This window comes from Chitinibacter sp. SCUT-21 (assembly GCA_041874755.1).
Taxonomy (GTDB): Bacteria; Pseudomonadota; Gammaproteobacteria; order Burkholderiales; family Chitinibacteraceae; genus Chitinibacter.
The window spans coordinates 560,064-581,957 of record CP102611.1 but is presented as its reverse complement, the minus strand read 5'-3'; the positions used below and the strand labels follow the sequence as shown (position 1 = coordinate 581,957).

General features: G+C 51.5%; 19 protein-coding genes, 1 tRNA gene, 1 rRNA gene and 1 riboswitch. Of the genes, 16 read left to right on the top strand and 5 right to left on the bottom strand.

From position 1 onward, the window contains the following. Positions 1-576 (bottom strand): GbsR/MarR family transcriptional regulator, encoded by a 576-nt coding sequence (locus NT239_02690; protein ID XGA71766.1) that lies wholly within the window; start codon positions 574-576, stop codon positions 1-3. A 185-nt stretch (positions 577-761) separates the two neighbouring features. Further along, positions 762-1,070: riboswitch (cobalamin riboswitch) on the top strand. Between the two features lie 148 nt (positions 1,071-1,218). Between NT239_02690 and NT239_02685 the strand changes: the two genes are divergently transcribed. The 14 genes from NT239_02685 to NT239_02620 all read left to right on the top strand — a co-directional run bounded on the left by NT239_02685 (position 1,219) and on the right by NT239_02620 (position 17,244). Next, a complete protein-coding gene (locus tag NT239_02685) occupies positions 1,219-3,051 on the top strand; it encodes a TonB-dependent receptor (protein ID XGA71765.1) in 1,833 nt (610 codons plus the stop codon). Beyond that, complete coding sequence (gene cbiB, locus NT239_02680) at positions 3,051-4,022, top strand: adenosylcobinamide-phosphate synthase CbiB (GenBank protein XGA71764.1); 972 nt, start codon at positions 3,051-3,053, stop codon at positions 4,020-4,022. The genes NT239_02685 and cbiB overlap by 1 nt, the downstream gene beginning before the upstream one ends. A gap of 11 nt (positions 4,023-4,033) precedes the next feature. Continuing rightward, positions 4,034-5,056, top strand: coding sequence for a threonine-phosphate decarboxylase CobD (cobD, locus tag NT239_02675; protein XGA71763.1), 1,023 nt, complete (start codon positions 4,034-4,036; stop codon positions 5,054-5,056). Positions 5,057-5,072: 16 nt separating this feature from the next. Beyond that, a complete protein-coding gene (locus NT239_02670; protein XGA71762.1) occupies positions 5,073-5,858 on the top strand; it encodes a cobalamin-binding protein in 786 nt (261 codons plus the stop codon). After that, positions 5,855-6,454, top strand: a complete 600-nt coding sequence (gene cobO, locus NT239_02665; GenBank protein ID XGA71761.1) for a cob(I)yrinic acid a,c-diamide adenosyltransferase — start codon at positions 5,855-5,857, stop codon at positions 6,452-6,454. Before NT239_02670 ends, cobO begins: the two co-directional genes overlap by 4 nt. Before the next feature lie 169 nt (positions 6,455-6,623). Continuing rightward, on the top strand, positions 6,624-7,070 hold the full coding sequence (locus tag NT239_02660) for a thioesterase domain-containing protein (protein XGA71760.1): 447 nt from the start codon (positions 6,624-6,626) through the stop codon (positions 7,068-7,070). Between the two features lie 9 nt (positions 7,071-7,079). Further along, a complete protein-coding gene (locus NT239_02655) occupies positions 7,080-7,583 on the top strand; it encodes a DUF2867 domain-containing protein (protein XGA71759.1) in 504 nt (167 codons plus the stop codon). Then, the gene (locus NT239_02650; GenBank protein XGA71758.1) at positions 7,584-9,035 is read left to right on the top strand and encodes a cobyrinate a,c-diamide synthase; all 1,452 of its coding nucleotides are present in this window, start codon (positions 7,584-7,586) and stop codon (positions 9,033-9,035) included. It begins immediately after the preceding gene. Then, positions 9,032-9,904 carry a cobalamin-binding protein gene (locus NT239_02645; GenBank protein XGA71757.1) on the top strand — a complete coding sequence of 291 codons (873 nt, stop codon included), beginning with the start codon at positions 9,032-9,034 and terminating at the stop codon, positions 9,902-9,904. Before NT239_02650 ends, NT239_02645 begins: the two co-directional genes overlap by 4 nt. Continuing rightward, positions 9,901-10,899: an iron ABC transporter permease gene (locus NT239_02640; protein XGA71756.1), complete on the top strand. Its 999-nt coding sequence runs from the start codon at positions 9,901-9,903 to the stop codon at positions 10,897-10,899. Before NT239_02645 ends, NT239_02640 begins: the two co-directional genes overlap by 4 nt. Then, positions 10,896-11,666 carry an ABC transporter ATP-binding protein gene (locus tag NT239_02635; GenBank protein XGA71755.1) on the top strand — a complete coding sequence of 257 codons (771 nt, stop codon included), beginning with the start codon at positions 10,896-10,898 and terminating at the stop codon, positions 11,664-11,666. Before NT239_02640 ends, NT239_02635 begins: the two co-directional genes overlap by 4 nt. 218 nt (positions 11,667-11,884) lie before the next feature. Next, positions 11,885-15,451 (top strand): CHASE domain-containing protein, encoded by a 3,567-nt coding sequence (locus tag NT239_02630; GenBank protein ID XGA71754.1) that lies wholly within the window; start codon positions 11,885-11,887, stop codon positions 15,449-15,451. 4 nt (positions 15,452-15,455) lie between these two features. Next, entirely contained in the window at positions 15,456-16,439 is a 984-nt protein-coding gene (locus tag NT239_02625) for a response regulator (GenBank protein ID XGA71753.1), read from the top strand. A 457-nt stretch (positions 16,440-16,896) separates the two neighbouring features. Continuing rightward, on the top strand, positions 16,897-17,244 hold the full coding sequence (locus tag NT239_02620; GenBank protein ID XGA71752.1) for a GNAT family N-acetyltransferase: 348 nt from the start codon (positions 16,897-16,899) through the stop codon (positions 17,242-17,244). Positions 17,245-17,292: 48 nt separating this feature from the next. Here NT239_02620 and NT239_02615 read toward each other — a convergent pair whose 3' ends face one another. The 4 genes from NT239_02615 to grxC form a co-directional block, all read right to left on the bottom strand. Beyond that, a complete protein-coding gene (locus tag NT239_02615; GenBank protein ID XGA71751.1) occupies positions 17,293-18,285 on the bottom strand; it encodes an NAD(P)-dependent glycerol-3-phosphate dehydrogenase in 993 nt (330 codons plus the stop codon). A gap of 20 nt (positions 18,286-18,305) precedes the next feature. After that, positions 18,306-18,755, bottom strand: a complete 450-nt coding sequence (locus NT239_02610) for an SH3 domain-containing protein (protein ID XGA71750.1) — start codon at positions 18,753-18,755, stop codon at positions 18,306-18,308. Beyond that, a complete protein-coding gene (gene secB / locus NT239_02605) occupies positions 18,736-19,221 on the bottom strand; it encodes a protein-export chaperone SecB (GenBank protein XGA71749.1) in 486 nt (161 codons plus the stop codon). Before secB ends, NT239_02610 begins: the two co-directional genes overlap by 20 nt. 143 nt (positions 19,222-19,364) lie before the next feature. Continuing rightward, on the bottom strand, positions 19,365-19,622 hold the full coding sequence (grxC, locus tag NT239_02600) for a glutaredoxin 3 (protein XGA71748.1): 258 nt from the start codon (positions 19,620-19,622) through the stop codon (positions 19,365-19,367). 430 nt (positions 19,623-20,052) lie between these two features. Between grxC and NT239_02595 the strand changes: the two genes are divergently transcribed. After that, positions 20,053-21,586: ribosomal RNA gene (locus NT239_02595) — 16S ribosomal RNA — on the top strand. A gap of 196 nt (positions 21,587-21,782) precedes the next feature. Continuing rightward, a tRNA-Ile gene (locus NT239_02590) sits at positions 21,783-21,859 on the top strand. Positions 21,860-21,894: the final 35 nt, after the last annotated feature.

Sequence of the window (21,894 nt, the reverse complement as noted above, 5' to 3'; positions counted from 1 at the left end):
TTATTCCTTATCGGGGTTGGACTCAGCACCGCCCAAAAACGCCGGCAGTTTTTGCTTGAGCTCTAAAAACTTTTGCACTTGTGCGCCCAGTTTCATCAATTTTTGCAATGTTTCGACGTCAAGGCGCTGAATATCGCTAAACCAGCTGGTGGTTAAATCGATTAAATCGTGCATTTGCGCCATGCGCGCTTGCGCGTGTTTGTCCGCGTCGTTGCTCGGCGTTTCGAGCAGCGCACCACGCAGCATGGTGAGCGTTGGGTCAACTTCGCGCTTTTTGCGCTCTTCGGCCAACGTTTGAAAAATCACCCAAACGTCCTCTGGCGTTGAATAGTATTCGCGCCGATCGCCGGGCAAATGCTGCAACTTCACCAGCCGCCACGACACCAGCTCTTTGAGCCCCATCGAAATGTTCGAGCGTGAAAAGCCCAGCGCTTCGGCCATTTCGTCGGCGTTGAGCGGCTTTTCGCTGACAAACAGCAACGCATACATTTGGCCAACGGTGCGATTAATGCCCCAATGGCTACCCATTTCGCCAAAGTGCAGTACGAAAGATTGAATTAATGGAGTGAGGTTCATGTATGTTTTGAATTTTCAGTAATTTGTGAAATTTGATCTGGATCATATTCTTGCGCCATGCACGGTGCAATGGATAGTGGAGATTGTATTTTTCTATCTAGCTAATAGTTAAAAACTAAGGTGTTGGCAGGTAAGTTGTCTTCTGTTTGTCATATTCCAGACAGGTACGTAATAAAATTTCACGTTACAATGCGCGCAGCAATGGTGAGGTGATCGCAAAATGCGTGTCATCTTTAAACGGGAAACAGGTTAGTAGCTAGACAAAAGAGTTCATGCAAGCCGAAGAGCTGTACAACTTGTACGGCGAGGCGCAGCGGCATGGAATTTTTTGGTTTGCTACTAGTAAGCCTGTACTGCCCCTGCAACGGTAAATCAGTCAAAGTCGTTCTGGCGTGTAAAACGCAACCACTGTTTGGATAAGCCAAATGGGAAGGTGAACGATCAGCGAAAGCTACTGATCAGTCCGGAGACCGGCCTTGCTGGCTTGCGCGCACTGGCGCGGCAAGCAGTTCCGTACGGCAGGGTGACCGTGGCGACAGAATCTGGCCATCCTGCGATGCGCCTACTGTTTCCCTTTCTCTTTTGAAGTCTCCTGCCGCTTTATTGACGCAATACACTGAGGGTGTATTGCTGGAGACTTGAATGAAACCGCGTTTTTCTAAGCTATACCTAACCTGTCTTTCTGCTATTGCCACTATGGCGCACGCTGATGTTACGCAACTGGATGAGGTTGTCGTAACCGCAGCCCGCGTTGCCCAGCCTGCCCGTGAAGTGGTCGGTGATGTGACTGTGTTGACGCAAAAAGAGATTGCAACACAAGGCAATACCAGCCTACCAGAATTATTAGCGCGCCAACCGGGCGTGCAAATTACCAGCAATGGCGGCCAAGGTAAATCGGGCGGCGTGTTTATTCGTGGCGCCAACTCAAACCAAACCGTAGTGCTGATCGACGGCGTGCGTTATGGCTCGGCAACGACCGGTCAAGCCGCATTGCAGCACATTCCATTAGCACAAGTGGATCGCATTGAAATTTTGCGCGGCCCAGCAGCTAGTTTGTATGGCGCCGATGCAATTGGTGGCGTGATTCAGATTTTCACTAAGCGCGGTGGTAAAGGTGCGACCCCAAGTATTGAAATCGGCTATGGCACGCAAGATAGCGTGGAAGCGAGCGCAAGCTTGGCAGGTGGTAACGAGCAAACCCGTTACTCAATTGGCCTAGCGCACAGCAAAACTGACGGCGTCAGCGCTTTGGTCTTGCCGAAGTACCAAAAATTCAACAGCGATGATGATGGCTACGAAAACAATAGCGTGTCAGCGAATTTTAGCCACCAATTTAATGCCGCCAACGAAATCGGCGCGAGCTTGCTGATTGCGAAAGTAGAAAACCACTACGACGGCGCGTACGCGACTAAATACTACGATTACCGTGATGAAGGCACCAACGGTAGCGCAACAGTTTGGAGCAAAAACCAGTTCACCAGCAACTGGACGAGCAAAATCCAAGCGGGTAGCAGTGTTGACGATAGCTATAGCTACGCACCAGCTAAAACGCCAGCTTTAGAAGAAACGCGCATTAAAACGCGCCAAAACCAACTGTCTTGGCAAAATGACGTCAAAGTAGGCCCAGGCCTGCTGACCTTAGGCTTGGAAACCTTGGCGCAAGACGTGTCTAAAACTGGCGGCAACTACACGGTTGATCACCGTCGCATCAACAGCTTGCTCGGTGGTTATTTAGCAAACTTGGGCGACTTCACGCTGCAAGCCAATTTACGTAGCGACGATAATTCGCAATTTGATCGTCAAACAACGGGTACTTTGGGCGGTTCGTGGCAAGCGAGCGATGCCTTCCAACTGGGCGCAAGCTACGGCACCGGTTACCAAGCGCCGACGTTTAACCAACTGTATTGGCCCAACTGGGGTAATCCAAACCTGAAGCCGCAAGAATCTGAAGGCGGTGAAGTGTTTGCGCGTTACCAAACCAACCAATTGAAATTGGGCGCGACTTTGTTCCGCAATGAAGTGAAAGACTTTATTTTGAACGATCGCAATACCGTTAAAAACGTCGAGAAAGTGCGCCTTTCTGGTCTGACTTTGACCGCTGATTGGGCCAAAGATGGACTAGAAGCGGGCTTTAGCTACGATTACCTCGACGCGCTTGATCAGAAAAATGATCGTCAGCTTGAGTTACGCGCGAAAAATGCAGGCGTGGTCTACGCAGGCTTGAGCAGCAATCAATGGCGTTTGCGTGCTGAAGTGCAAGCGCAAGGCGAGCGTTATGACGACGTGTGGGGCGCTGGCCGTGTAACGCTGGCAGGTTATGCGCTGACCAACTTGGTTGCTGAATATCAAGTCGCCAAAGATTGGGCCGTGTCTGCGCGCGTCAACAATGTCTTCGATAAAGACTACACGCAAGTCTACGACTACAGCACTGTTGGCCTGAACGGCATGCTCAGCGTGCGTTGGGCGCCGAAGTAATGGGCTTGGCTTCGCCACTTCAATTGCTACTGGCACTGGCCTTCGGGCTGGTGCTGGAGGCGCTGGTGGGGGAGCCGCGTCGCTTTCACCCCTTGGTCGGTTTCGGCCTTGGGGTGAAGTTTTTTGAAAAGCGATTTAATCGAAAAGCAGGGTCGTGGGGTATTGCTCTGGGTGGCTTTTCTGTATTGGCTTTGATCTCAATACCGCTGCTGGTATTTCTGCTGATTACTTATATTGCAAACACGACATTCGCTCAACAGCCTAGCGTGCAAACGATTGCGCTGGGCATGCTGCATGGTACTGCGCTGTGGTTTGCGCTGGGCGCTCGCAGCCTGTTTAGCCATGTCGAGGCGATTGCTTTGCCTTTGGTGCAGGGCGATTTGGCTGGCGCACGCAGGGCGCTGAGTATGATTGTGAGCCGCGATTGCTCGCAATTGGATGAAACCGCGATTGCCAAGGGTGCAATCGAATCAAATTTAGAAAATGGCGCGGACGCGATTTTCTCGACGCTATTTTGGTTTTTAGTTTTCGGCGGCGCGGGCGCGATTGTGCATCGGCTGGCCAATACGCTGGACGCGATGTGGGGCTATCGCACGCCGCGTTTTATTTATTTTGGCCGCGTCGCTGCGCGGCTCGATGATGTGCTCAATTTTATTCCTGCTCGGCTCACGGCATTTTCGTACGCACTGCTCGGAGAGACGCGGCTGGCTCATTGCGCATGGCGCGAACAGGCGCGGCATTGGGATAGCCCAAACGCCGGCCCGGTGATGGCTGCAGGCGCGGGCGCTTTAGGCATTACTTTGGGCGGCAATGCGATTTACCACGGCCGCGTCGAGCAAAGAATTTGGCTAGGCTTTGGCCCTGAGCCTGAAGCGGCAGATATTGTGCGTAGTTTAAGTCTGGTTAAAGAAACGCTGGTATTGTGGGCGTTTTCCAGCGCGGTGATTTTATTGCTCGCGTGCTGCATTTAAAGGGTAAAGAGATGAATAGCGCACCACGCCACGGCGGTAATTTGCAAACTTTAATGGCCAATTTTGGCGGCACGCTTGCCGATTGGATCGATTGCTCAACCGGCATTGCGCCGTATTCCTACCCTTTGCCTGCAATGCCGCCCGAAGTGGTGCAACGCTTGCCGCACCCAAGCCCAGCGTTTAACCAGGTCGTTGCCAGCTATTACGGCAGTCGCAGTTTTCTGCCGGTAGCGGGTTCGCAAGCGGCGATTTGCGCCTTACCGCAATTACGTAAAATCGGCAAAGTCGGCGTATTGCGCGCCTCGTACGCCGAACACGCATGGCGCTGGCAATTGGCTGGGCACACGGTGATTGCCCTCAACCCAGAGGAAGTGGAATACGCGGCCCAGCATCTGGATGTACTGGTGCTGGTGAACCCGAATAATCCAGATTGCCGAGTTTGGTCGCGGGAACAATTGCTCTCACTGCACAGTCAGCTCGCCGAGCGCGGTGGTTGGCTGATTGTTGATGAAGCATTTATCGACGCGGTGAGCGATGCCGTACCAAGCTTGTGCTGCGACGCGGCTGAGCGCGAAGGGTTGATTGTGCTGCGCTCAATCGGAAAGTTTTTTGGCTTAGCAGGCCTGCGCTTGGGCTGTGTGTTTGCGCAGCCCGCCTTGTTGCAAACACTCGCCACGCATTTAGGCCCGTGGGGTGTGTCTGGTCCCGCGCTCTGGGCGGCGGAAATTGCACTGGCCGATACTGCGTGGCAAGCGCAGCAACGCAAGCGCCTACGCGCAGATCAAACATGGTTGAACTCTTTATTGAGCGATGTCGGTTTGCCACCGAGCGCCAGCCATCCCTTGATGCAGTTCTGCCCAGTGACCGAAATCGATCAGTGGGGGTATGCATTGGCGTGCAACAGAATATATAGCCGCCCGTTTAATACCCATGATATTGGCATCGACGCCATTCGCTTTGGCGCTGTAGCAATCGATCAACGGACTGAATTTGAAGCACGGCTGCGTAAAGCGGCCAGTGAAGTGAATATTTAATGAAGGAATTATGCCGATGAAAGGCCCGCAGCGTATCGCGTGTTTAAGCAGTGAAACAGTGGAAGTACTGTATGCCTTGGGGCAAGAGCATCGCATTGTCGGGATTACCGCCTTTGCACGCCACCCTGCAGGGGTGACCAAAAAGCACCCGATTATTTCTGGCTTTTCAACGGCCAAAAGCGACAAAATCATCGCGACCAAGCCTGATTTGATTTTGGCCTACTCCAGCCTGCAGGGCGAAATCGTTAAAGAATGCATACAAGCGGGCTTGGAAGTATATTTCTTCAATCAAAAATCGATTGCTGGCATTTTTAATATGATCCGCACCTTGGGGCTTTTGCTCGATTGCAGCGAGCGCGCCGAGCAAGTGATTAGCGAACTACAAAGCGAAATCGATAACGCGCGTTTTATCGCCGCCACTTACCCAGTGCGCCCGAAAGTGTATTTCGAAGAATGGCATACGCCGCTGTACACTGGCATCCGCTGGGTATCAGAAATTATCGATATTGCCGGTGGTGTTGACGTGTTTAGCGATACTTCGCACGCCGTCCGCGCAGCAGATCGCACTGTAAAGCCAGAGCAGGTCATCGCCGCCGCGCCCGATTTGATTTTAGGTAGCTGGTGCGGACAAACCTTTAACACCACGGTAGTGAAAGCACGCGACGGCTGGCACAGTATTCCTGCCGTACAAACGCAGCAAGTTTTTGACATCGCCAGCGAAGATTTGCTGGTGCCCGGCATTACCGCGATCAAACGCGGCTTGCCGTTGATTCAATCTTATATTCGGAACATCGCAAAATGACACAGCAAACCCGTAACGAGCGCCACGCCGCGCGCATGGCGCGTAAAAAAGCGATTATCGACGCCCACATTGCCGAGGCCAATATCGACACCGGCATCATGATTTTGCTGACTGGTAACGGCAAAGGTAAATCATCGTCGGCCTTTGGCATGGTCGCGCGCAGCATCGGCCACGGAATGAAAGTAGGCGTGGTGCAATTTATTAAAAACCGCACCGACACCGGCGAAGAAGCGCTGCTCGGTAAACACTGCGACTGGCACGTGATGGGAGACGGGTTTACGTGGGAAACGCAAAACTTCGAAGCGGACAAAGCCAAATCAGAAGAAGCATGGGCGCTGGCCGCCAAAATGCTAAACGACGACAGCTACGACGTGGTCGTGCTCGACGAGCTAACGTATTGCCTATCGTACGGCTATTTGGATAAAGCCACCGTGATTCGCGACATCGAATCGCGCCCAGAAATGCAACACGTCGTCGTTACCGGCCGCGCCGCAGTGCCTGAATTGCGCGAGATTGCCGATACGATTACTGAATTGAATGATGAAAAGCATGCGTATACGGCAGGGATTAGAGCCCAAAAAGGCCTTGAGTGGTAAAAACGGCTTGAGTCATGCTGCGCATCCCGTGATCGCAGCTCGGGCGGTACTCGAAATCCTCATGTACTGCAAGTACATTCCGGTTTCTGCGTTCCGGCCGCGCAGCGTTGACGGGCGCTCGCTATGACTCAATCTCGTTTTTGATGCATTTTTTGATGGTTGGTCGTGAATGTCTGAATTGAAAAGCCTGTTAGAAAAAACGCTTTACGAAGAAATCCCGCTCACGCGCGAAATCGGCATTGTCGTCACCAGCGCCAGCCCACAACTCATCGAGCTCGCCGCGCCGCTCGCTCCGAACATCAACCACAAATGCACTGCCTTTGGTGGCAGCTTGTATGCGGTAGCGGTGTTGACGGGTTGGAGCATGGTGTTTGCGCGCTTACACGCCGCAGGACTGCACGCGCATATCGTGATTCAGGATGCGCAGATTGAATATTTGTTGCCAGTGGTTGAAACGATTAAGGCGCGCTGCGAATTGGTCAGCGATGCCGATTTTGACCGCTGCCTAAAACTATTTAAGCGCAAAGGGCGCGGGCGGATTGAGCTTGCGGTCGAGATCATTACGCAGCAGGGCGTGGCGGTTAAGTTTCGTGGTCAGTATGTGATTCATAACTAGGAGTGTGTGATGCCAGAGCAAGCTTTACCGCTAGATAGTGTCATCTGTGCCACTTACCATAACGCCGACTTTGCCGATTCGCACTGGGTGGCGGTCAATCCTTTGCCTGACTCGGCCTTGGCGGCCTTTGTGCAGATGGTGCAGCAAACGCCAGCTTGGGTGAATGCGATGATGAGTTTGCGCAATCGGGTGGTGAAGTTGCTAGGGCTGAAGGATTTAGGTGCTTTGGGAAATTTGGAGCAGCAAAAACCACTCGCCGACTATCAGGTTGGCGAGCGGCTCGGGATTTTTACGATTGTATCGATTGCTCAGAACGAGCTGGTGCTGAGCGATGTCGATAAGCATCTACGCGTGCAGCTGGCAGTGCAACGCATCGCTACCGCTGAGCGGCGCGCAATTGCCATCACAACAGTTGTTCATCAACACAATTGGCTAGGGCGGGTGTATATGCTGTTCGTTGGCCCGATGCATAAACTGATTGCGCCAGCCACGCTGGCTAAACTTGGACAATAAATGTCGCAACAAAATCAAAGTAGCGCCCATATTCTACTGATCGCCGCGCCATCATCGGGCTCTGGCAAAACCACCATCACCGCAGGTTTAGCATGGCTGTATCGCCGCCAAGGCAAGCGCGTTAAGGTGTTTAAATGCGGGCCAGATTTTCTCGACCCGCTATTGCTCGGTTTTGCCAGCGGCTCGCCAGTGGATAATCTGGATTTATGGTTGGTCGGCGAAGACCTGTGCCGTCAGATGCTCGCCGAGGCTGCGCGTGATTACGACGTAGTGCTGATCGAATCGGTGATGGGGCTGTTTGATGGCGAGCCGAGTACGGCTGATCTGGCTGTAAAGTTTGGCTTGCCGGTGCTGGCGGTGATCGACGCGGGCGCAATGGCGCAAACTTTTGGCGCGCTGGCGTTTGGTCTGGCGCATTACCGCACCGATTTGCCGTTTTATGGCGTGCTGGCTAATAAAGTGGCGGGCGAGCGCCATGCGCAGATGCTGCAAGAGTCTATACAACCTCTGAGCAAGGAACGCGAGGCCGCGTTGCGAGCCGTTTGCGGGCAAGAAAAATCCGCAGCGAAAAGCGAGATAGTACAAGACGTACAGCGAGGTTTGAGCGAGGATTTGACGCCGCCAGCGAATGGCGCAGTAGCGGGATCGCGTTCCGTTTGGATGGGCTGGGTCGGTCGAGTTGAACCTTTGCCAGAACGTCATTTAGGCTTGGCGCTTCCCGAAGAAATTCCCGATCTCGCCGCCAAGCTCGACGCGGTCGCAGACGCGCTGGCGGGCCAGCCCATTGCTCAATTAGCTAAACCGATTGAAATGGCTGCGCCTGTTGCGCCAGAAGTTGAGCCTTTGCTGGCCGGCAAACGTATCGCCATCGCGCGCGACGCAGCGTTTTGTTTTATTTACCCGGCCAATTTGCGTTGCTTGGAATTGCTGGGGGCAGAATTAAAATTCTTCTCACCAATCGCGCACGAAGCCTTGCCCGAGTGCGATGCGATTTATTTGCCCGGCGGCTACCCTGAATTGCACGCTGATACCTTGGCTGCGCATCCAACAATTCGCGCCGATTTAGCCGCGCATTTGGCGGCAAAGAAGCCAATCTGGGCCGAATGCGGCGGGATGCTCGCGCTGTGTGAATCGCTGACTTTGCTTGATGGCAGTGTTAAAGCAATGTGGGGCTTGCTGCCTGCACAGGCGACGATGCAACAACGCTTGGCCGCTTTGGGCTCGCAAAGTTTTAATCTGACCACAGACGCGGCAGGTGAAATTCGCGGCCACACTTTTCATTATTCAACCTTAAGCACTGAAATCACCCCCATAGGGTATGGCTCGCCATGTCGCTTGGGATCTAGTGGTGAAGCATTATACGAGCATGGGTATATACGGGCATCGTATATTCACGCGTGGTTGATGAGTAATCCGGTGGCTAGCGCTGCCTTGTTTGGAGTTGCAGTATGAAGTTGTGCCATGTTTTAACCGCCGGTCTGCTGCTCGCCAGCGTGACGGCAAATGCCGCGATCACCGTCAAAGACGACGTCGGCAACACGATCACTTTGGCGCAACCGGCCAAGCGCATTATCAGCTTGGCGCCGCATGTCACTGAAGACTTGTTCGCCATTGGCGCGGGCAAGCTGATCGTCGGCGCGGTGAACTACAGCGATTACCCGCCTGAAGCCAATCAGATCGAGCGCATCGGCGGCTACAACGGCTTTGATCTGGAGCGCATCCGCGCGCTGAAACCCGATTTGATCATCGGCTGGGCGACGGGCAACCCCGAGCGCCAGCTCGACCAAATCAAGGCGCTGGGTTTTCCTGTGTTTTTAACCTTTTCGAAAAAAATGGCTGACGTTCCCACGGTGCTCGAGCGCATGGGTGAAATGACGGCGCTGCAAGCGGGCGCGGGCAAAGCGGCCAAGCAATACCGCGATCAGCTCGCGCTGCTGGAGAAAACCTACGCTGGCCGCAAACCGGTGCGCGTGTTCTACCAGATTTGGGATAGGCCGCTGATGACGATTAATAACACGCAGATTATTTCCGATGTGATGCGCATCTGCGGCGGCGTGAATGTGTTTGGCACGCAAAGCGATTTAACGCCCAAAGTTGATGTGGAGGCTGTGCTGGCGGCGAACCCCGATGTGATTATGACCAGCGGCGAGCCGGGCATGAAAACCGACTGGCTGGCGCCGTGGAAAAAATGGAAAAACCTGAAAGCCACGCAAAATAATCAGTTTTATATTTTGCCCAAAGACAGCGTAAATCGCATGGGGCCGCGCTTGGTGCAAGGTGGCAAGGCGATGTGCGAAGCGCTGGAGCAGGCGCGTAAATGAGCCGTGGCTATTCAGCGGCGCGTTTAACGCCGCGCAAAGTGCTGGCGACGATGGCCTTGCTGCTCTTGCTATTGGCGATTGCCGTCGCAGCGAGCCTGTGTTTTGGCTCGACCAATTACCGCCCGTGGCAGTTATGGTCTAGCGGCGATGAGGCGGCGCTGGCGCGCGATGTGGTGCTGGAATTGCGCCTGCCGCGTACGCTGGCGGCGATTGCCGTCGGCGGCTTGCTGGCGCTGGCGGGTACGCTGCAGCAAGTGCTGCTGCGCAACCCCTTGGCCGATCCCTACATCTTGGGTACTTCTGGCGGGGCCAGTGTGGGCGCGCTGTTGGCGCTATTACTCGGGGTGGGTACTTTAGGCGTCAATCTAGCGGCGGGTAGCGGTGCGTTGCTAAGCATCATCATCGTATTTTTGCTGGCGGGCAGCGATCATTCCTCAACGCAAACGCGGCTGCTGCTGACTGGCGTGGCGCTGGCGGCGTTTTGCGGCGCGCTGTCGTCTTTGCTGCTGAGCATGGCGCCCGATGGTTTGCTGCGCGGCATGATTTTCTGGCTAATGGGCGATTTGGCGGGTGCGCACTGGCAAAGTGCTTTAGCACTGTTGGCGGTGTTGCTGGTGCTGCTGTGGCCCTTAGCGCGGGAGTTGAACATTATGGGTATGAGCTCAGAATCTGCGTATTCATTGGGATTAAACCATAATACCCTGCGCTGGATTTTATACTTTGCCGCCGCTCTGGCTTGCGCGTTGGCGGTGACGACGGCAGGAATGATTGGTTTTGTCGGCCTGATCGTGCCGCATGCTTTGCGACTGATGATTGGGCAGGATTTGCGCCTACTCTTACCAGCTGCCGCACTGGCGGGCGGCATCGTGCTGCTGCTGGCTGATATTCTGGCGCGCACACTGATTGCGCCGCAGCAATTGCCAGTCGGCGTGGTTATGGCCTTGCTCGGCGTGCCAGTGTTTCTGTATTTGCTCTCGCGCCGAGGTCGACTATGAGCTTATTACAAGTCAAAAACCTCAGCCTGAAGCAAGGCGAGCGGCTGTTGATCGACGATTTAAGTTTTGAAATTAACGCGGGCGAAGCGTGGATCGTGCTTGGTGAGAACGGCTGTGGCAAAAGCACCTTGCTTTCGGCTCTGGCCGGCTGGTTTAAGCCGCTGCACGGACAAATTCTACTGAACGGCCAGCACTTGTCCGACGTCCAACCCGCTGAGCGCGCCAAACAAATGGCGTGGCAAACGCAGCACGACGAATGCCCGTTTCCATTGACGGTGCTTGAAAAAACGCTCACCGGCCGTCACCCGCATTTATCACGTTGGGAATGGGAAGGCGAGCAAGATTTGGCGTTAGCGCGCGAGCAATTAGCGCGGCTGGATTTACGTGGTTTTGATAAGCGCGATCTAGCCAGCCTATCCGGTGGCGAGCGCCGCCGCGTTGCGCTCGCTACCGCACTAACACAACAAGCACCGCTAATGCTGCTGGACGAGCCGCTATCACAACTCGATCTGCGGCATCAGCAACAAGCTTTGGCTGTGCTCCGTCAAGAACGCGCTGCTGATCGGAGTGTTGTGATGGTGAGTCACGATCCGAATCATGCTGCTCAGTTTGCTACCCATGCCTTGTTATTATTTGGGGATGGGCAGTGGAGGAGTGGGGTATTGGAGTCGGTGTTAACTACAGAAATCCTTAGTGAGTTATACCAGTGTGAGGTATGCGAAATTCATCAAGCGGGGCACTCGTGGTTTGTTCCGGTTACTCTCTAAAACCCTACTTCTTACATTGATTTCTTTTCGTCTGAAAAACATAGTAATTGATTGACTCTGACTTCTTGTGACCTAAATTGGCAAAATTAGGGGGTTGCCTAATCTGCTAGCAAGGATGGTCGGGGATGGGCTTAAGTATTCCGCGGGTAAGCAACAGGGCTAAGCTATGTTTTGCCTTGCTGTTCGCCGCTCTGTTTGCCTTTTTATTTGCATACGGATTGCATCGCTCCAACTTGGCGGAGCGCGAGGCTGAGCTTAATAAATTGGCTGAAAAAGTAGTCAATAGTGTCAATCTGCGGCTCAGGTTGTATACCCAGGGGCTTAGCGGCACGCGGGCTGCCATCGCCGCAGTGGGCTTTGATTCTCTGAACCGCCAGCGCTTTCGCAATTATGTAGCCAGCCGAGATTTACCGAATGAGTTTCCTGGCGCGAAAGGCTTTGGTTTTATTCGGCGGGTGCCGGCCACCGAACTAGAGTCTTTTCTTAACGCCGCACGTGCCGATGGGCTTCCTAGCTTTCAAATACGTCAATTTATTCCGCATGCAGGGGATTTGTTTGTTATTCAATACATTGAGCCGGAATCACTCAATCGCCAGGCCATTGGATTGGATATTGCATCCGAAGAAAATCGTGCGCAGGCAGCATTAACCGCAGAGAAAACTGATGCGGTAACCTTAACCGCACCCATCACCTTGGTGCAAAAAGCAGGGCGTAAACAGGAGGGTTTTCTGTTCTTATTGCCCATTTTTCGAGATGCACTGGGGCCTGCCGATGAGACAGAACGCTCTGGTGCTGCGGTTGGCTGGGTTTATATCCCCATGCTGATGAGTGAAATCATCGCGGGTCTTAATGAAAATACCGATTACTATCACGTTAAGATCAGCGATGTTAGCAATCAAAATGCGCCGCAAGTGGCGTATCAAACCGCTGAATTTCAGGCTAACACCAAGGCAATTATCTCCTTATCGATTGATCGGCCGACTTATGGTCGTGTATGGCGTTATGAGTTTCGAGCTACGCCACAATTTATCGCTTCACTGCGCGAGTATGTGCCTTGGAAAGTGGGGCTATCAATTTTTGCGTTTGAAGCACTGATCATTGCGCTGTTGTTCGCTCAATTAAAAAATCGTCAACAGGCCATTTTGTCGCATAAGGATAAAGAACAATTGGCGGCGATTGTTGATAGCTCAAGCGATGCCATTATTGGCAAAAAGCTCGATGGCACCGTCATTAGTTGGAATCATGCTGCTGAAGTGATGTTTGGCTATACCCGTCATGAGGCAATTGGCCGCACGCTAGTGAGTTTGATCATCCCTGAAGATATGTTGGACGATGAAATCAAAATTCTGGGCTATTTAGCGGCGGGGCGATCTATCCCACATTTCGAAACGATTCGTCGCCGTAAAGATGGCACGCTCTTGCATGCCTCGGTCGCCGTGTCTCCAATCCGAAATGAATATGGCGAAGTAATCGGGGCTTCGAAAACAATTCGCGATATCACACGGCAAAAAGAGATCGAAAACAATGTTTTAATGCTTAATGCCACGCTTGAAGCTCAGGTGGAAGAGCGAACGCATGCTCTGAATGCCGCATTAGAGGCCGCAACCCAAGCGAGTCGGTCTAAAGCCGAATTTTTAGCCAATATGAGCCACGAAATACGCAGCCCGATGAATGCGGTATTGGGTTTAGCTTATTTAGCCGAGCAGCAGACCAGTGATCTGCATACCCGTGATTTAGTCAGGAAAATATCCCAGTCAGGCCGAACATTATTGGGAATCATCAACGACATATTAGATTTTTCCAAGATCGAACAAGGCCATCTGGAACTGGAAAATGTCACGTTTCGCTTGCAGGAGGTGATGGATAATTTATCCACCATAATGAGTTCTAGCGTTGGGAATAAGCCGATTGAGGTCATTATTTCTCCATTGCCTGACGAGTTGAAATTACTCAGTGGCGATCCATTGCGGCTGGAGCAAGTGCTGATTAACTTGATTAGTAATGCTATTAAGTTCACTGAGCGCGGTCATGTTTTGGTCTCAACGCGGATTATTAGTGCACAAGATACGTCACTGTTGTTGCGTTTTACCGTACAGGACACGGGGATTGGTATCCCGTTGGAAAAGCAAACGAGTATTTTTGCGCCTTTTACTCAGGCAGATACTTCGACTACGCGGCAATTTGGTGGTACGGGTCTAGGTTTGGCTATCTCTCGTCAATTAGTGCAAATGATGGGGGGGGAGATCGGAATCTTTAGTGCGCAAGGACATGGTAGCGAGTTTTGGTTCACCGCTCGATTTGAAAAAGTAGATTCTGAAACGTATGTCACACCTGAATTGGCCGATCTAAATGTGCTGGTGGCCGATGATAATGAGCTAGCTCTAGAAGCGATTAAACATACTAGTGAGCAATTGGGTTGGCGCACTACCGCTGTGCGCGATGGGCATGATGCAATACAAAGTACAATGGATTTGCAAGTGCTTGGTAGGTTGCCCGATGTATTAATTTTGGATTGGCAGATGCCGCATAAAGATGGGCTGGAGGTGGCGAGGGTGGTGCGCCAGTCACTGCCAGAACAGGAAACCCCCATCGTGGTGATGGTGACCGCCTTCTCGCGCGAAATGCTCGTCAAATCTCCCGATGCGCATCTGGCTGATGTTTTACTGCCAAAACCGATTACAGCCTCCACCCTTTATGATGCGGTTGCCTCGGCGATGAGAAAACGGGGTTGGATTAAAACGAATGAAGCTCAAACTAATTCAAAGCATGATCGACTTCATGGCTTACAGTTATTAATCGTCGATGATAGTGACATCAATCGCGATTTGGCTTCGCAAATATTTCGCGGCGAGGGGGCAGAAGTTACCACGGCCAATGACGGTTTAGAAGCCTTGCAATGTCTTGAGAAGCAAGACTTTGATGCAGTACTGATGGATGTACAGATGCCCAATATGGACGGTTTAGAGGCAACGAGTCGAATTCGCCGTCATGAGCGCCACCAGCATCTCGTCATTATTGCCTTAACCGCGGGTGCGTTTACCTCGCAACGTGAGGCAGCATTAGCTGCTGGCATGAATGCGGTCATCACCAAGCCATTTAATGTTGATCGCACAGTTAGGATGATTATGGACCTGACTGGGCGTAGCTTTGTGCCTAACCTTGAAGGTGGTGCAACTCAAGTCATAGTACAACAGCGAGTAGGCAATACGGCTCATTATGCGGGGATTGATTTGGTGCAAGGTTTGCAAATCTGGTCCGATGAAGCAGTTTATCAGCAATATTTACGCCGTTTCGCCCGTGATTATGCCGACTTTATTAGCAAGATTAGTAACCTACCTTTGGCAGAAAAAAGTGCCATGGTGCATAAATTTAAAGGGGCAGCAGCAAGCTTGGGTTTAATCCGTTTATCCCAGCTAGCTGGCAATGTGAATGAAAATCTGATGAACAACGAGCCAGCGAAGGCTGAACTGATTTCATTAGGAAATGAGTTGCAAGTTGTGCTTGCCTCAATTGCCGCTTATGCGACAGATGTGCTAGTGCCACCGCTCAATAAACCACCTACGCTGGGTCGGGCTCAGTTATTGCAGTTATTAGCAACTATAGAAAAAATGTTGAATCAGGATAATCCGAATGGTATTCAAGATTTGCTCTCTCAGTTAGGGCATTACACCGATCAAAAAGAGCTGGAGGCGTTAAAGGCGGACATTGAGCAATTCGATTTTCGACATGCCGAGGCGACTTTGCAGCATATTAAGCAATCAATTCTGACTCATTTTGAGGCTTAATAGAATGTCATGCGGGCCAATTTTAATTGTCGATGACGAACCGGTAAATTTAGCTGCCCTCAATCAGATTTTGTCATCCAAGTACACCTTGGTATTCGCTAACTCCGGTGCCGAGGCCTTGCTTGCCGTCGCAAAACACCATCCTTCCTTGATTTTATTAGACGTACAAATGCCTGAAATGAGCGGCTACCAAGTCTGTGAGGCACTAAAGCGCCTTGAGGCGTTTAAAGATATTCCGGTGCTATTTGTTACCTCATTAGCTGATGTGGGTAATGAGTCAGAAGGTTTCCGTGTCGGTGCTGTCGATTATTTAACTAAACCAGTATGCCCAGCCATAGTGCATGCCCGTGTTGCTACTCATTTATCCTTGGTGAAAGCTAGCACGCTGGAACGCAGTTATCGCGATGCAATTATGATGTTGGGTTTAGCGGGGCATTACAATGATAACGATACAGGCTTGCATATCTGGCGTATGGCGGCTTATTCCAGAGCCTTAGCATTGGCAATTGGTTGGTCGAATGAAATGGCCGAACTATTAGAATTAGCCGCACCGATGCATGACACCGGCAAAATTGGCATCCCTGATTCGATTTTAAAAAAGCCAGGCAAACTCACCGAGGCCGAGTGGGTCATCATGCGCTCTCATACTACAATTGGTTTTGGTATTTTGAATCAAAGCAGTGCACCTATTTTTCAATTGGCCGCTGAAATTGCATTGCGGCATCATGAACGCTGGGATGGAAGTGGGTATCCTGATGGTTTAATCGGTGAGCAAATACCAGAGTCGGCTCGAATTGTTGCGATCTGTGATGTATTTGATGCTCTAATGATGAAGCGATCCTACAAAGAACCATGGCCATTAGAACGTGTAATGCTGGCTTTAGAGCATGGTCGAGCGGCTCATTTTGAGCCTCGTTTGCTTGATGTGTTTTTTCAGCTTATGCCACAAATTCTTCAAATAAAAAGCCAATGGGACGCCAAAGAATAGACGCTTTAATGGGTATCGAATAGTGCAATTATTTGCGGGTAGAGCTAACAATATTTCACACATAAAAGCATCCTCGATCAAATTACGATATGAGATTTGTAACGAAGACCTTGCTGCTATTTTTCATGCACAATGTAACTCTTAGGTATTTTCTTGGAGTCTTTAATTAGAAATGCTTATTGGCTTATACCCGTGACAGGTATTGGAGGTTGTGCAAGATGGGAAAGCGGGTTTGTACCGCTTGGCTGAGTGTGGCTGATTTGTATCTTAAAAAAAGATGCATCACTGCGATGCAAGAAAAGCCAATGTCGCTTTCACGCGAAGTAGTGCAATTTGATAGGCATTTGGTTGGCTAAAGTGTGGCTAAGGCAATGTCTTTATGATTGATTCAATCCGTGTAGCTCAGTACGCCGACTTTCCAGCCTTGCGCCAATTGTTTCTTGAGGCGAGACAGCATTTGTTTGCTCATTTAGCAAATCCCCAGTTTCTGCTTGATGATTTTGATCGTCAAACCACGGGCGAACATATTTTGCTTGCCTGCGATATGGATAAGCAACTGCTCGGCTTTATTGCTGTGTTTGAACCTGAATCATTCATTCATCATTTGTATATTGCTCCGCGCGCTCAGCGTAGGGGCGTTGGGACTAAATTACTTGCTGCTTTACCTGGTTGGGGAGAGCGAAACCATCAATTGAAATGCCTAAAAAATAATGAGCGGGCGCTGGTATTTTATCAGTCGTGCCAGTTTCAAATTGTGGGAGAGGGAAGTGGCGAGGATGGTGATTACTGGCTTTTGCAGCATTAAAACAGACTAATGAATGTAAAAAGCCGTCTCGCGACGGCTTTTTATCGTTTAAACCACGGCTTCCATCTTCGGGCTGCGACCCATTAGGTCGGTAATGATGTCGCTAACGGCGACATTTTCAAACAGCACTTGGCAGACCGAGCGGGTGATTGGCATTTCAATACCAAGCTCCTCGGCTTGGCGTAGCACTTCACGCGCAGTTGGTACGCCTTCGGCGACGTGGCCGAGGTTTTTCAGTACGCCGTCCAAATCTAAGCCTTGCGCCAGCAATAAGCCAACGCGGCGATTGCGGGATAGGTCGCCGGTGGCGGTTAGCATTAAATCGCCAATACCTGCCAAGCCCATCATCGTTTCCGGTTTGCCACCAAGAGCCACACAGAAACGCGCCATTTCGGCCAGACCACGGGTTAGCAGCGCAGCGCGGGCGTTCAGGCCAAGGTTGAGGCCATCCGCCACGCCAGCGGCAATCGCCATGACGTTTTTGACTGCCGCGCCGATTTCTACGCCGATGATGTCGTCTGATGCATAGAGACGCAGGATATTGGTATTTAGATCATTCACCACTTGCTGCGCAAAGGCCGCGTCGCTGGCGGCAATGGTGACGGCGGCGGGTAGGCCTTTGGCGACTTCTTGTGCAAAGCTCGGGCCAGAGAGCATGCCACGCGCGATGTGGGCGGGCATTTCTTGTTCAGCGACTTGGTGTGGCAGTAGCATCGTGCCAGCTTCCAGGCCTTTGCACGCCCATAGTACCGGGGCGGTGTTGCCCAGTTCGGCCAGTGCTTTTAAGGTGCCGCGTAAACCCGACATCGGGGTGACGATCAAAATAAGTCCCGCGCCTGCAATCGCTTCGGCCATCGAATGGCTAACAGATAGCGTTTCGGGAAAGGGGGCGTTGGGTAGATAGCGGGCATTGCAGCGTTCTTGCTGCATTTGTGCGACTTGATCTGCTTCGCGTGACCACAGGGTAACAGCTTGACGATCGGCGAATCGAATCGCCAAGGCGGTGCCCCAAGCACCTGCGCCTAACACGGCTAGTTTCAACAGAATTCTCCTATCTAGGTTTAAGCGCCCCAGACGTCTTCGATGCGGATGTAGCCAATGGCGCCATCGCGATGTTTGATTTTGAGCCAGCCGCTGCGGGTGTCTTGTAATAGTTCGATTACGACATTGCGTTCGGCTTTAAAGAGCAGGGGTGATTTTGAATTGGCTTCTTTGCGAATTTCGGCCAGACGATTCACTTGCACGTAGCGTTTTGGGCCGCAATCGGCTTTAGGCAGCCATGCTAGGGTGCCATCGCGATCACGTACGCGCAGCCAAGTGCCTTGTTCGGCTAAGATTTCATGCGGAATAAATGCGCTTAGAATAAAGCGTTTGTCGCTTTTTTCCGAAGGCGCGTCGTACAAAATCACATCATTGCGCGTAGTGGCGCAATATTCGATGGCAAAAACACTGCCAGCCAAGCTGGCTAGCAGTGTAGCGATACACAAGTGATTAATGAGTGGTTTGCTCATTGGCTTGTTGTGCTGCAGCTTGTTGACGTTGCTGAATATAGATGGCTTCGAAGTTAATCGGTTGCAAGATCAGCGGAGGGAAGCCCGCGCGCGTCGTCAAATCAGACACGGCTTCGCGCAAGTATGGGAACAAGATGCTTGGGCAGCCAATGCCGAGCAATGGATCAAGCTCAGATTCTGGCACGTTTTCAATTTGGAATAGGCCAGCTTGCGTGATTTCTACCAAAAATACGGTGCGATCTTCAGCTTTAGCCTCTGCAGTCACAGTCAGGCTAGCTTCGAAGAAGCCATTGTCAAAGCTTTTTGCTTGATTGCGAAATTGAATGTTAAATTCTGGCTCGCCTTGTTGCATGAATGAGTTAGGCGCATTTGGTGACTCAAGCGAAATGTCGGTCACGTACAGTTTTTGTACGGCAAAAACCGGTTGTGCTTGTTCTTCTTGTGCTACTTGGTTTTCTTCGCTCATGGTCCATCCCTTGTGAGTCGATTGTTGGTATATAAAGGTATTGCTTTGGCTATACAAACCACTGCGCGCAAATCATCGCATAAAATTGCAATCAATGACTATCTTGGCGTGGCGCGGCGATTGTGCGGTACGACAGTTGTATCTTATGGATTTAACAGTGGCATTAATTTGCCAGCATGATCTAGCGCTGCCAAGTCGTCGAAACCACCTACATGATAATCATCAATATATATTTGTGGAACGGTACGGCGCTGCGTGCGCTCCATCATGATATCCCGTTGAGCGGGGTCTAGATCGACACGGATTTTTTCGATCACGGTTACGCCTCGTTGAGTGAGGAGACGCTCAGCGCGATCGCAATAAGGGCAGTAGCCGGTACTGTACATAAGTACTTTGGGCATTAAGGTGACTCCAGTGCAGGTCAAGCAAGCCAATATGCAGTGCGGCGCTTGAAGTTGTTCATAAAACCTAAATGGGGGGGCTTTGTGTTTCTACAAGAGGCATGAGTTTTGTTGACATTGATGGATTAATGAAAACAACCACTTATCATCTAAAATTGGTTTTTGTTGCTTTAGGGTGTTGACGTGTTTCAGGTCGGTGGGTATAGTTCGGCCTCTCTGCTGATGACGCAGCGAAACGAAGTGATGTTTCTCTCTGTCTCGCACCGATCTTTAACAAATTACAGCCGATGGGTGTGAGTGCTTGATTCGTAAGTCGAAACAAGTGCTTGCACTCAGATGATAGGAAATAAACAAGACGAACTTAATTGTTCATCTCGTTTCTTTCTTTGAGTATTGAAGTACAAGCCAAGTAGTAAAAATAGCAGAGATTAAACGAAAGAGTTTGATCCTGGCTCAGATTGAACGCTGGCGGCATGCTTTACACATGCAAGTCGAACGGCAGCACGGACTTCGGTCTGGTGGCGAGTGGCGAACGGGTGAGTAATACATCGGAACGTACCCAGTAATGGGGGATAACTATCCGAAAGGATAGCTAATACCGCATACGCCCTACGGGGGAAAGAGGGGGATCGCAAGACCTCTTGTTATTGGAGCGGCCGATGGCTGATTAGCTAGTTGGTGGGGTAAAGGCCTACCAAGGCAACGATCAGTAGCGGGTCTTAGAGGACGATCCGCCACACTGGAACTGAGACACGGTCCAGACTCCTACGGGAGGCAGCAGTGGGGAATCTTGGACAATGGGCGCAAGCCTGATCCAGCAATGCCGCGTGCGTGAAGAAGGCCTTCGGGTTGTAAAGCGCTTTTGTCAGGGAGCAAATCCTTGTGGCTAATACCCACCGGGGATGAGAGTACCTGAAGAATAAGGACCGGCTAACTACGTGCCAGCAGCCGCGGTAATACGTAGGGTCCAAGCGTTAATCGGAATTACTGGGCGTAAAGCGTGCGCAGGTGGTTTGTTAAGCACGATGTGAAATCCCCGAGCTCAACTTGGGAATTGCATTGTGAACTGGCTAACTAGAGTACGGCAGAGGGGGGTGGAATTCCACGTGTAGCAGTGAAATGCGTAGAGATGTGGAGGAACACCGATGGCGAAGGCAACCCCCTGGGCTGATACTGACACTCATGCACGAAAGCGTGGGGAGCAAACAGGATTAGATACCCTGGTAGTCCACGCCCTAAACGATGTCTACTAGTTGTTGGGCTTTTCGGAGCTTAGTAACGCAGCTAACGCGTGAAGTAGACCGCCTGGGGAGTACGGTCGCAAGACTAAAACTCAAAGGAATTGACGGGGGCCCGCACAAGCGGTGGATGATGTGGATTAATTCGATGCAACGCGAAAAACCTTACCTGGTCTTGACATGTACGGAATCCTTTAGAGATAGAGGAGTGCCTTCGGGAACCGTAACACAGGTGCTGCATGGCTGTCGTCAGCTCGTGTCGTGAGATGTTGGGTTAAGTCCCGCAACGAGCGCAACCCTTGCCACTAGTTGCTACCATTCAGTTGAGCACTTTAGTGGGACTGCCGGTGACAAACCGGAGGAAGGTGGGGATGACGTCAAGTCCTCATGGCCCTTATGACCAGGGCTTCACACGTCATACAATGGTCGGTACAGAGGGTCGCTAACCCGCGAGGGGGTGCCAATCTCACAAAACCGATCGTAGTCCGGATTGCACTCTGCAACTCGAGTGCATGAAGTCGGAATCGCTAGTAATCGCGGATCAGCATGTCGCGGTGAATACGTTCCCGGGCCTTGTACACACCGCCCGTCACACCATGGGAGTGGGTTTCACCAGAAGTAGGTAGGCTAACCGTAAGGAGGCCGCTTACCACGGTGGGATTCATGACTGGGGTGAAGTCGTAACAAGGTAGCCGTAGGGGAACCTGCGGCTGGATCACCTCCTTTCAAGAGAAAAGACCTTCGGGTCAAGTACTCACACTCATCGGCTGTAGAGTTTGAAGATACAGAGAAAGTAGCTGAGCAATGAAGCAATTCATTGCAGGGTTACGGACTTGGTTGGAAGCTGGGTCAGTAGCTCTGGCGGCGTAGATTATCTAAAAGTAATCGCGAAGTTAGAGATGATCTAGTGAAGACAAAAGCTGGGTCAGTAGCTCAGTCGGTTAGAGCACCGTCTTGATAAGGCGGGGGTCGCTGGTTCGATTCCAGCTTGACCCACCATTGATTCATCAGTGGAAACAGCTTTGTAATGCCAG